This window comes from Microscilla marina ATCC 23134 (assembly GCF_000169175.1).
GTDB lineage: Bacteria > Bacteroidota > Bacteroidia > Cytophagales > Microscillaceae > Microscilla > Microscilla marina.
Genome location: NZ_AAWS01000019.1, coordinates 1 through 12544 on the forward strand (window position 1 = coordinate 1; position 12544 = coordinate 12544).

Below are 12544 nucleotides of genomic sequence, written 5' to 3' on the forward strand. Positions count from 1 at the left end.
AGGATTCAACCCAACGACGAAGATATTTGGATTAACTTAGGGGTAGCTTACGAAGGCTTAGGTAAATACGAAGATGCCATTGTGGCTTATCAAAAAGCGATTGGGATCAGACCTAACTATGAAAAAGCTTGGTTTAATTTAGGGGTAAACTATGAATGGCTGGATAAATATGAAGAGGCTATTATTGCTTACCAAAAGGCTATAGAGATTAAGCCTGGTTATGAAAATGCCTGGATTAACTTAGGGGTGGTTTATAAAGGTTTGGGTAAGTATAATGATGCGATTACTGCTTACCAAAAAGCGATCGAGATTAACCCCAATTTTGAACAGGCATGGGCTAACTTAGGCGTTACTTATGACGACTTAGGTAAATACGAGGATGCCATTGTAGCTTATCAAAGAGCGATCGAGATTAGACCTAACTACGAAAAAGCCTGGGTCAACTTAGGGGTGGTTTACAAAAGTTTAGGCAAGTATGATGATGCGATTGCTGCCTATCAAAAAGCTATCGGGATCAAGCCTGATTTTGAACAAGCCTGGATCAATTTAGGTGTTACTTATGACGACTTAAATAACTATGAAGAAGCCATTGTAGCCTATCAAAAAGCCATAGAGTTTAACTCAGCAAATAAAGAACTATTACTGGACATAGGTTGGCTTTACTTTATTCAGGGAAAATCTCAATCTGCCAAACCCTATTTTGAGCAATCCATAGAGTTATCTCATTCTCAAATGAATTTGGGGCATGTATATTTGACAGAGGGTGATGCACAAAAGGCAATGGAGTTTTACCAACAAAGCCTACATAATATTGAAGACAAAGCCGAGTTCTTTGAAGGTTTTCAAAGCGATTTCCCCTACCTCGAAAAGCAAGGTATCAATCGTGAAGCATTTGATGAAATAGTGACACAATTGAAGCAACAAAGTGTCAATGATGAATTGCCAGATTAGCGTATAAATACTTGTGGCTTGTAGCTTGCCTCTTGTTGCTGACTTGCTTAACACTTTTTTAACATCCCCAAAAAATGATAAATTCCGCCGAAAGGCACCTGCCCCACCTGTGTTTACCTGAATAAAAGCCCCCACCTGTAAAGAGTTTTGGATAGCCAAAAATGAAGATGTAGTTTGTCGGGATAAGGACTGAATTGATGGTTAAAATAATTAAGTTCATCGGGCAAGCCATTTTTTTATAAAAAAGTGATCTCCCTAATTTACAAAAGTATCACTTCTTCTTTCACCCCTGATTTTATAAGTTTAAATACCTCCAGATTATTTTTAAAGAGTTGATGTGATGGTGGCTAGTAATATTAAACATGGGAATAATACAATTTTTAGTGAGAGGCTGGTTTTGTTCCTACAAAAATAGCTTCCAAGTGGCAAGGCAAACAGTTAATTTAGGGGGATTAAAAACAACTATAGTGTCATAACATAATACTCCACTGGTTTTTTCAGTAAGGAAAACAGTGTTCTTAAAAGCTAAAGCATTGCCAAATAATGGATGTTGGCTTTACTACAATGGCTTCTAACTAACAAAATTATAAACACTTAAAAAAAGTAACTTATAAACTTGTTAGCTACCCGTGGAACAGGACATAGCATCGGTATCTAAAGACTTGCACCTGTCGTTGCTATGGACTATCGACTGAATAAGGTGGATTATTGATAACATTTATATTATGCAGAAACATATACAAAATATTTTGTGGGCAGTTTTTATCTTGCTTTGCGCCACCTTGCCAGGGCAAGCCCAAAAACTGGACATGAAAAAGCTCAAAGGAATGAAAGCCCGTAACATTGGACCTGGTGGGATGAGCGGAAGAGTTACATCAATAGATGCCTTATATGATCACCCCAACATCATCTATTGTGGTACAGCATCGGGTGGTTTGTGGAAGTCAGAAAGTGGTGGAGTGGATTGGAAACCTATCTTTGAAAAAGAAAAAATAGCCTCGGTAGGTGCCGTAGCAGTAAACCAGCAAAACCCTCATATAGTGTGGGTAGGTACAGGAGAAGGAAACCCTCGGAATAGCCAAACCAGTGGGGGAGGGGTGTTTCGTAGCCAAGACGGTGGCAAAACCTGGAAACTAATGGGACTTGAGAAAACCCGCACCATTCACCGCATTGTGTTGCACCCAACCAATCCTAATATTGTATATGTGGGAGCGCAAGGTTCTGCCTGGGGCGATCACCCCGAGCGTGGCGTATACAAAACTGTAGATGGCGGAAAAACCTGGAAAAAAATACTTTCTGCCAACGACCGCACCGGGGTAGCCGATATGGTGATGGATCCTACCAACCCTAACAAACTCATCGTAGCCTTATGGGAGTTTCGCCGTTGGCCTTATAAGTTCAAATCAGGGGGCAAAGGTTCAGGTTTGCACGTAACCTTTGATGGTGGCGAAAGCTGGAAAAAACTTAGCAGTAAAGATGGTTTGCCTAAAGGCAACTTGGGTAGAATGGGGCTTGCCATTGCTCAGAGTAATCCCAATGTAGTATATGCTTTTATCGAAGCTAAGAAAAATGGCATTTATAAATCTACCGATGGAGGGCTTAAGTGGCGCAATGTGGGGGCTAAAGGTCCTTTTGGCAATCGCCCTTTTTATTATGCCGACATTTATGTAGATACCCAAAACGAAAATCGTTTGTATAGTCTGTGGTCTAATTATTCGCGTAGCGAAGATGGCGGAAAAACCTGGAAAATGATTGGTGGGTATATGAACAATGTACACCCTGACAACCACGCCATGTGGATTCACCCTAAAAATAGTAAACTCATGATGCTGGGCAACGATGGTGGAATGTACATTAGCCGCGACCAGGCAAAGACCTGGAGGTTTATGAATAACATTGCAGTAGCGCAATTTTACCACATCAATGTTGACAATGCTACGCCTTACCATGTATATGGTGGTATGCAAGACAATGGTTCTTGGGGTGGCCCTGCCTATGTATGGCGCAGGGGAGGTATTCGTAATAGTTATTGGCAAGAGCTTAGTTTTGGTGATGGTTTCGACGTAGTACCTACTTCGCCTACTACTGGTTACTCTATGTCACAACAAGGTTTTATGGGACGATACGACCGTAAAACCGGAAGCCAGGAACTGCTACGTCCTGTGCACCCCGAAGGCAAAACTTTGCGCTTTAACTGGAACGCGGCAATTGCTATAGACCCTTTTGATAAAAACACGGTATACTTCGGTAGTCAATATGTACACAAAAGCATCAATGGTGGTGAAGACTGGAATATTATTTCGGAAGACTTGACCACCAACGACCAGGAAAAACAAAAAGAAAGCAACAAAACCGGAGGCTTGACCCCTGACATTACGGGTGCCGAAAACTTCAACTCTATTTTGGTCATTGAGCCCAGTCCTAAAAAGCAAGGCTTGTTATGGGTGGGTACCGACGATGGCAAACTACAGATTACCCGCGATGGGGGCAAAACCTGGGAAGATTTGACCAGCCGCCTGAAGGGAGTACCCGCCGGAAGCTGGATTCCCCAAATCAGGGCATCTAAGTACAACGAAGGCGAAGCGTTTGTAGTGATTAACAACTATCGTCGCGATGATTGGAAGCCTTACTTATTGCACACCACCAACTATGGCAAAAGCTGGAAGAACCTGGTAGACACCGACAAAGTATGGGGGTACATGCGCTCGTTTGTGCAAGACCCGGTAGAACCTAAGCTCATGTTTGCAGGTACCGAGTTTGGGTTGTATGTAAGCATAGACGCAGGCGCAAATTGGACAAAATGGACAAATGGTTACCCTACAGTATCTACTATGGATATGGTGATTCATCCCCGCGAGCACGATTTGGTGATTGGTACTTTTGGCCGTGCAGCGTATGTATTAGATGACATTCGCCCTTTGCGGGTGCTTGCCAAAGAAGGTAGCAAAAAAGTAATGGAGCAAAAAATCAAAGTATTTACTCCACCTACTGCAGTACTGGCAAGCTATCAGCAAGGTGCTGGCGGGCGTTTCTTTGCGCAAGGTGAGTTTGCCGGGCAAAACCGTCGTCGTGGTGCAATGTTGAGTTTTTGGGTAAGCAAGCCCCAAAAGAAGGGTGGTCAGAAAGCCAAAGCAGACAGTAAAACGAAAACTGCTACAAAAGACCCTAAGGATAAAAAGAAAATGAAGAAAAAAGGCAAGCAGGTTAAACTAGAGGTATTTGATGAAAGTGGTACTTTGATTCGAACGCTTAAAGTAAAGCCCCGCAATAACGGCTTAAATCGTACTTACTGGAGGTTAGATCGCAAAGGAGTTCGTTTTCCTTCTTATCGCAACGCAGGGCGTAAACGCCGAGGCAAAGGTGAGCCAGGTGGTGCCAGAGTGGTTCCAGGTACTTACAAGATACGTATGAGCTACTTGGGGCAAAAAGACTCTACTACCATTAAGGTAATAGCTGACCCACGCAAGAGTGAGCCAATAAGTGTAGCAAAAGCAAAGCTTGAAACTGCAGAGAAAATGATGCAAAAGGTAGCGGTATTAACCAAAGCCGTAAACCGCATGAAAGAAGCGAAAAAAACTATGAAAACAGCCATGGCACAGCTCAAAGGTCAAAAAGGTGATGGCGTGAAAGCAGCTCGCAAGAAAGGCAAAGACACCAAAAAGAAAATGAAAAAGCTAATGGAAATGGTGCTGGGCAAACAAAAACAAAAGGGAATCAACCGCAACCCAAAACTAGTAACCCAACAATTAGGCATGGCATCTTACTATATGAGCAATGCTTTTGGTGCGTTTAACAGCAACCAGAAAAACATGATGCGTCTTGCCGAAAAAGCAATGAAGGATGCTGTGAATCAAATCAATGAATTTTTTGCCACAGACTGGAAAGAGTTCCGTACTGCGGTAGAAAATGCCAAACCTAAACTGTTTAAAGACTATCAACCTTTGAAAATGGACTAACTTTTTAGAATTTGTCAATCAAAGTATATAACGCCACTGGAGCATACTCTAGTGGCGTTTTTGCGTTGACTAAAATTTAATGTTTTGAATGTCAGGTTTTTATGTATTTTTGGCTAATTTTTTTAGCAATTGATTTTTTTAATTAGCATAAACTATTAACTTTGTGTCAGCATAGTCCAAAAATGTTGGGGGTAGGTCCTTTAATTTAATTAAAGGGCTTCCTTCAATTTTTTTCCTCCCCTCCCTCTCCTTATATATTTTCAATACTCCCTCACTTATACAACCAAATGTAAACACACACACACATTAAAATAAGTATGTACCCATTTGATTTTTAGCTCGTCCTCAGGTGTTAATTTCCACACCATAGCTATGAACTATGTATTGATATTCCCAAAAAGCATAGTTTCATTCCATAAAAACATAAATACGATGTTTCCTAAAATCAATGTATTTCGTAAATTTAAAACGAGAAATTATAGTTTTTCGAATTTTATCCTAAAAATGGGAGCCATCTCTAAGCAATTAGTACCTCTAACAAAGTGAAATGAGGGCAACCTAAATCATTGCACCATGAAACAAATTCAAGCTCTAGCACGCGCAGGTTATATTACAGCCTGTATACTTACTGTTGTAGGAGTATATGCTTGCCTTAGTCGTTACATTTTACCTGAAGGAGTACATCTCTGGTTATCCAATATTTTATATGGTACAGACTATACCCGCGATGCATTACCTGCGCTTGCCTCTAAGCCTGGCATTGAAGTAGTACACCGTATTTTTGGTGCAGCATACCTTATCATAGGGCTCATGCAGTTTAGCAAAAGTTTTCGCCGAAAACGTCCTCAATTGCACCGTACTTTGGGCAAAATATTTATGGTATTCAGTATTACAGGAGCTGTGTCTGGCATCTTGTTCGCCATTTTAGTGCCTTTTGCTGGTGTAGTAGAACTGATACCCGTATTGCTATTTGCTTCGTTTATGATATATGCCACTTATAGAGCCTATGCCCATATTCGTAGGGGGGAGGTTACTCAGCACCGCGAATGGGTTGCCCGTAGTTATGCTATAGGTTTAGGAGTTGCTTCTATCCGAGTGGTGTTTTTAATCTTGAAACAAATGATCATAGCGAACGATCGCGATATTTTGATGGCAGCATTTTGGCTAGGTTGGATACTTACCCTAAGCGCAGTAGAAGTATATAATCAAATGTTACAGGCACATACCAATAAACGTAAAGCAAAAGCTACGGCATAACTTTATCAAACCACAGGAAAACTGTTGTTCCGCAGTACTAAGTCTTGTGTAGAGGAAAACTAATGGTAAACGTAGTACCTTTGTCAGGCTCGCTTGTTACGCTAATGTCAGCCTTCATCGCCTCCAGTTGAGTTTTTACCAAATATAGCCCAAAACCTTTGCCTGGGCGTTTGGGGTGAAAACGTTGGTATAAATTAAAAATTTTCTGTTTGGCATAATGCATCTCAATACCCAGCCCATTATCAGCAACAGTAATGAACACCTTTTTTTTCCTTTTATAGTGTGCAATACGAATCATTGGGTCTTCATCGTCTTTACTGTATTTGAGCGCATTATGAATCAAGTTGTAAAAAATACTTTGAAAATAAGGGCGTACCCCGTTTAAAGTCAAAGGAGCAAATTGATCAATATTGATCGTAGCATTGGTTTTATCTATGTCATCTTGCAACGACTGAATAGTTTGCATGAGCAAGGCTCTTAATTCTACCTTTTCAAAGTGTTGGTCTACTCCATTGCGTACGTCCAGTATAGTTACCAAATCACGAATTACCTGATCGAGCTCATCTATGCTTAGTTTTAAAAACCCTACTATATCAGGGGCTACTCCTTTGGGCATAATTTGCAGTAAACCTTGAATACGAGCAATAGGACCACGGATGTTGTGGGCAGTAATAAAAGCAAATTGTTCTAGCTTGGTGTTTTGTTCCAATAAATCTTCATTGAGTTGAGTGAGGTTTTGGGTACGTTCCCTTACCTTGTCTTCCAGGTTTTCCCTGATGGCCTCCAGCAATTCATTTTTCTCAATCAACATCTCTGCCTGTGTTTGTAGCTCCTCATTTTGAGCCTCAATTTCATTATTTTTGGTTTCTACCTCTTGGGTACGTTGCTTTACAGTGGCAGTAAGTTTTTGCGCTTTACGCTCTAATTGCCGGGTGCGAATAATATATAATACAAACACCAGCCAAAAAGCAAGCCCTGCACATAAGGCTACAAACCACCATTGCCGCCACAAAGGATGGGTAATGATTACTGTAACTTTGAGTCCCTTGTTTTCCCACTGCCCTTCCGAGTTAGCCGCCTTAACCTCAAGTTGATAAGTACCAGGAGCAAGGTTATTAAACTGAATATAGCGGCGTTTGCCCATTTCTATCCAGCGTGTATCAAGCGGCGTCATTTTGTATTTATAACGAGTATGCCCTGGCAACGAATAACCCAAGCCGGCTACTTCAAACGAAAACTTACGTACTGTTGATCCCAGGGTAACTAAGCCTGCTTGAGCAATTCTTTCCACACCAAAACTTTCGTCAAGACGAAGCCCTGGCTTACCGTCTATGGTAAAGCCAATCAAAGTGGTTTTTGGAATGTACCGTTGGGTTTGTAAAGCAGTACCAGGAGCAAAATAAGTGAGCCCGTTAATGCCCCCAAAATACATTCTGCCGTAAGGCGATTTGAAAAATGATGCCGTATTAAACTCGTCACTCTGGAGTCCATCGGTTTCTCTGAAATTTCTGAATTGTCGGGTTTTGGTATTAAAAAAACTGAGTCCTTTGTTGGTACTTAGCCATAGGTGTTGGCGGCTATCTTCTAATATACCATACACTACCAGGTTAGGTAAACCATCCTTTTTGCCATAATGCGTTGACTTGTGGCTTTTAGGGTTATATAAGGTCAAACCTCCCCCCCAGGAGCCTATCCATATTCGTTGTTTCGAGTCTCTAAAAATGTGGGTAATAATGTTAACCTGAACAGGAGATTGGGAGTTACCAGCTTTAAAATGATGTTTCAGTTGTCCTCGCTGATCAAACTCCCGCAGCCCCAATCTGGAGCCCTCTAGAAACCCCTGCAGCAAGGGTAGGCAAGTGTTTACTGATTTGGTATAGCTCAAGTGGGTCAATTGCTTGGTTTGGTAATTCCACAATTTAGTCCCTGCATCAGTAGCCAGCATAAGGGTATGAGGCGCTATAAGTAATATTTGATTGATCCCGATATCTCTGCTAAGTACTTGGTTGTCTACATTGATAAACTGGTCATTTTCAAGTTTCCACAAACCATCTTGAGAGCCAAGCCAAAGCCTTTGGGTGCTATCAGCTACAATACAATTGATGCGATTGCTACGTACACTGGCATTATTGGTGAGTACCCTTGATTTTTTGTTGAACAAATCAATGATATTTAAACCTAGTGCAGTACTTACATAGAGTAGGGTATCATTGGCGGTATAAATTGCCTGTGTGTACATTTCATCAAGGGTAACACGTGTATTAGGAAAAGCACCAATGTAGCCAAAACGCGATAGGTTAAGGTCTAATTTGTTGAGTCCGTAGCCATTGGTACCCAACCAAATAATGCCATCCTGTGACTCATATACTGAGGTAACCAAATCTCTGGATAAGCTAAAAGGGTTGTTTTTTTCGTAAGTGATATTACTCAGGTATTTGCCTTTGGTATCCAAAATGCTCACATTTCCCCACGACATCCACACTTGGTTATTAGATAACTCTTTCATTGCTGTCACTACCTTTTGACCTTTTGCCTGTGGTACCTTCCTGAAAACCTGTTCCAGTGCATCAAATACATAAGCATTTTCGTGTACCGATCCAATCACTACATTTTCTGAAGTTTTAATTACATAAGTAGGTGCTTGCTTACTGGCAAGACGTAGAGTCCAGCTTACTTTATTGTCCCTTATTCGTGCTTGGTAAATTCCTTGGTGGGTAGCAATCCATTCGCTGATGGGGGCATCAAAGGCAATGGCATATACATGAACTCCCTTAAACTTTTCGTAGCGTTTAGGTATGCTCACTTTGTGAGTGTTGGCATTGAACAAAATTACCCCTTTAGAGGAGGTAAGCAATGCTTCTTGTGAGTTTTTCCAATAAATTTTTTTGATAATCAGGGGTTCACTTGAGGCATTTTGGGGAAGTGCTATTGGGTAAGATACAAAGCTGTCTTGGTTTACCTGATACCTAGACAAAAAGCCTGGAGTGCTAATCCATAAGTTTTTTTGAGGATCGAGCGACAATTGCATAATGGTGCTATTGGGCAAACTTTGAGGGTTGTCTGCTTGATGATAATACTGTTTGAATGTATACCCATCGTAGCGGTTAAGCCCATCGCGACTACCCACCCACAAAAAACCAAAACGATCTTGAATGATAGAAGAAACAGCAGATTGTGACAAGCCCTCTTTTACCGTAATTTTTTTGAAACGGAAATTAAACTGAGCGTAACCAAAGTAGTTGCTCAGGCACATAAAAACTATGATTATAGAGATCCTACATCTCATATAGTTCTTTTGAGTTTGAATGAAGCATTTGTTTAAAACTCCTCCTTATTTGCCAAATAATTATAGTCTTGCAGTATTGTACGTAAAAAAGGCATGGGTTGACCATCATAAGTGATATTGAGTGTTTCTTGTATCTTTTGAGCCAGCGAGTGAAAAATTTGAGGGTCACGTATTTTTTTACGTTTTGCTATGAGATCTTTGATAATATTAATGTCATTATCAGACAATATCAACACCTGTTCATAAGTAGGTTGGTAATGTTCATCGTCTATAGTCTTAAAAATACGTCTAAGATCGGCAAGCTCTATTTTGGGTTTTACTTTTACTACTGTAGTACCTGCGGCCATGTCTGCCAAACGCTGCCCTTTGCCATTGACCGAGAGGGCTATAACCGCCACAGCACCTTGCAATAAGTAAATGTCTACAATACGCAATACCCAACGAATGAGGTAATGAGTAACAGTAGGTTGAGAACCATCTACGCATATCACCTTTATTTTTCTTTGTTTCTTACCCACAGTTTGCCCGTTGAAAAATACCTCGGAAGCCAATGTATAAAATAACACAGGTAAAAATAAAATTACCCGAAAGGGGACAAAAAGATGGCTCTGTACGAGTGATTCACCCAGGTGGTACAAAATAAAAAGGGCCACAATAAGGTAGGCCACAATAATAGCAAGATCGATAAGAAAAGCGAGTATACGATCACCAATGCTGGCTAGGTCATAATCTATTTGAACATTTTGGGTAGTTTCAATACTAACTCTACTCATCTTTTCATTGTTTTTGCGTACATTAGCAAAGAGCAGCAAGGTATGAGCCGCAAATTACAAGTTATTAAACGCTTTTTTAACCTGTTGAGACGAACAAAAAAAGTGAAAATTCATGCGTGAAACCACCTTTGTAAAGAAAAATATAGATAAATGGGAAAAGTTTGAGAACTTATTAAAGAAAAAACGTCCCAACCCCGATCAACTGGCCAATTTGTTTATCGAAATCACTGACGACTTGGCTTATGCCCGCACCAATTACCCCAGAGGCAAGACAACCGCCTATTTGAACAACCTTGCCGCCAAAGTTCACCAATCTATTTACCGTAATCGTCGCGAAGCTGGAAGCCGCATCATCAGCTTTTGGCTATATGAGTTGCCCCAACTATTTCGCAGCGTACACAAAGAGTTTTTCTATTCTTTTCTTATCTTTTTTATTGCTTGTTTGCTGGGGGCGCTTTCTACAGCCTATGACGATCACTTTGCCCGTTTGATATTAGGGGATGGTTATGTAAACATGACATTGCGTAACATAGAAAACGGTGACCCTATGGCAGTGTATAAGGGGACTCATCAAAACGATATGTTTTTTTCTATTACTATGAACAATATCAGGGTGGCTTTTAACACCTTTGCCTTGGGTTTACTTTTCTCGTTTGGCACTGGGTATTTTCTCATGGTAAATGGCTTTATGTTAGGAACTTTTCAGTTTTTTTTCTATCAAAAAGGGCTACTTTGGACATCAGTGTTAAGTATATGGATACATGGCACGCTCGAAATCTCTGCAATTATTATTGCCGGAGCAGCTGGTTTTGCTTTAGGCAATAGCATTTTATTTCCGCGTACCTATTCACGAAGTGTATCTTTTAGACGAGGAGCGGTCAAAGGAACAAAAATTATTGTAGGTCTTGTACCAGTGTTTATCATTGCTGGTTTTCTCGAAAGTTTTGTCACCCGTCTTACTGACGCCCCCATTTTTCTGAAGCTACTCATTATTGGAGTGTCAGCTGCTTTTATTGTTTATTACTTCATTATTTATCCTATTAAACTAGACAAACAAGCGCAAATTAATCCAGTGAACTATTTTGGTATGCAAGAGAAGGTAACAGAAGAAGAGAAAGAGAGCTTGGTATAAGTAAAAGACCTGGGCAAAGCATAAAAAACGATCAGCTAGTTAACTGATCGCTTGAAGTTACTCTACCCAGCTTTTTTCAAGTACCGTCATCGCCTCAACTCGTGAAGGCACGAGCTGATCGAAACCTTCAAAAATAATGTTTCCAGACGCTGTGATGAGGTGATTTAGCTTTGCTGAGCACCGACATTCATCGGTATCTAAGGATTCGTAAACTCGGTTGTGGAGACACAAACCGAGGCGAAAAAAAATAGTAGGGTAGAGTAGTTTGAAGTACTTCCTTTTTTAAGGAAACTTTGGGAATTTATCAAAGTCGGGTTTTCTTTTCTCCAAAAAAGCATTGCGTCCTTCTTCTGCCTCTTCGGTTTGATAAGCCAAGCGGGTAGCTTCACCAGCAAACACTTGTTGTCCTACAAGCCCATCATCTATGAGGTTAAAAGAAAACTTAATCATTTTGATTGCAGTGGGGCTTTTTTGCAAAATCTCTTGTGCCCATTGATACGCCTCGTTTTCTAACTCGTCATGAGGTACTACAGTATTCACCATTCCCATTTGGTAAGCTTCTTCGGCAGAGTAGCTTCTTCCTAGTAAAAAAATCTCACGAGCACGTTTTTGCCCAATCTGACGTGCCAGGTAAGCCGATCCATACCCCCCATCAAAACTTGCTACGTCCAAATCGGTTTGCTTAAAGATAGCGTGCTCTTTGCTGGCAAGCGTCAGGTCACATACTACATGCAGGCTATGCCCACCACCTACTGCCCAACCAGGGACTACCGCAATCACGATTTTGTTCATAAAACGGATCAATCGCTGTAAATCCAATACATTGAAGCGTGCAATGCCATCTAAGCCCTTATAACCTCTGGCACTTCGGGCATTTTGGTCACCCCCCGAACAAAAAGCATACTTTCCATCCTTAGGCGAAGGCCCTTCACCAGTCAGCAAAATTACACCAATTTCGTTGCTCTCGTGTGCATCGGTAAATGCATCCAACATCTCGGCAATGGTTTTGGGACGGAACGCATTCCTTATTTCAGGACGGTTAAATGCAATGCGCGCTACTCCATTGAGTTTTTTATAAGTAATATCTTCGTATTCTTTGACGGTTTTCCAATCTAAAGCCATATTGTTTGCAGATAGTTTATTGAGTAATTTTACAAAAAAATAAAGGTAAAAAAGTTAGTGGTAAGCT

At 40.8% G+C, this 12544-nt stretch carries 7 protein-coding genes; 4 read left to right on the forward strand and 3 right to left on the reverse strand.

Annotated elements, in window-relative coordinates; all coding sequences use genetic code 11:
• The 3 genes from M23134_RS38425 to M23134_RS18170 form a co-directional block, all read left to right on the forward strand.
• Nucleotides 1-951 (forward strand): tetratricopeptide repeat protein (locus M23134_RS38425; protein ID WP_002698532.1); only part of this gene is annotated, 951 nt, incomplete at its 5' end.
• A gap of 725 nt (nt 952-1676) precedes the next feature.
• Entirely contained in the window at nt 1677-4907 is a 3231-nt protein-coding gene (locus tag M23134_RS18165) for a WD40/YVTN/BNR-like repeat-containing protein (protein ID WP_002698533.1), read from the forward strand.
• A gap of 573 nt (nt 4908-5480) precedes the next feature.
• A complete protein-coding gene (locus tag M23134_RS18170; RefSeq protein ID WP_002698534.1) occupies nt 5481-6164 on the forward strand; it encodes a DUF2306 domain-containing protein in 684 nt (227 codons plus the stop codon).
• A gap of 37 nt (nt 6165-6201) precedes the next feature.
• Here the strand turns inward: M23134_RS18170 and M23134_RS18175 are convergent, their stop codons facing one another.
• Complete coding sequence (locus M23134_RS18175) at nt 6202-9450, reverse strand: sensor histidine kinase (protein ID WP_002698535.1); 3249 nt, start codon at nt 9448-9450, stop codon at nt 6202-6204.
• Nucleotides 9451-9482: 32 nt separating this feature from the next.
• Complete coding sequence (locus M23134_RS18180) at nt 9483-10223, reverse strand: RDD family protein (protein ID WP_045113852.1); 741 nt, start codon at nt 10221-10223, stop codon at nt 9483-9485.
• A 112-nt stretch (nt 10224-10335) separates the two neighbouring features.
• Between M23134_RS18180 and M23134_RS18185 the strand changes: the two genes are divergently transcribed.
• On the forward strand, nt 10336-11355 hold the full coding sequence (locus M23134_RS18185) for a stage II sporulation protein M (protein ID WP_002698537.1): 1020 nt from the start codon (nt 10336-10338) through the stop codon (nt 11353-11355).
• Between the two features lie 282 nt (nt 11356-11637).
• Here M23134_RS18185 and M23134_RS18190 read toward each other — a convergent pair whose 3' ends face one another.
• Nucleotides 11638-12477 (reverse strand): 1,4-dihydroxy-2-naphthoyl-CoA synthase, encoded by an 840-nt coding sequence (locus tag M23134_RS18190; protein ID WP_002698538.1) that lies wholly within the window; start codon nt 12475-12477, stop codon nt 11638-11640.
• Nucleotides 12478-12544 lie beyond the last annotated feature (67 nt).

Coding starts and splice junctions, on each gene's coding strand:
- M23134_RS18190 (WP_002698538.1), bottom strand. CDS start 12,477: ATGGCTTTAGATTGGAAAACCGTCAAAGAATACGAAGATATTACTTAT.
- M23134_RS18185 (WP_002698537.1), top strand. CDS start 10,336: ATGCGTGAAACCACCTTTGTAAAGAAAAATATAGATAAATGGGAAAAG.
- M23134_RS18170 (WP_002698534.1), top strand. CDS start 5,481: ATGAAACAAATTCAAGCTCTAGCACGCGCAGGTTATATTACAGCCTGT.
- M23134_RS18175 (WP_002698535.1), bottom strand. CDS start 9,450: ATGAGATGTAGGATCTCTATAATCATAGTTTTTATGTGCCTGAGCAAC.
- M23134_RS18165 (WP_002698533.1), top strand. CDS start 1,677: ATGCAGAAACATATACAAAATATTTTGTGGGCAGTTTTTATCTTGCTT.
- M23134_RS18180 (WP_045113852.1), bottom strand. CDS start 10,223: ATGAGTAGAGTTAGTATTGAAACTACCCAAAATGTTCAAATAGATTAT.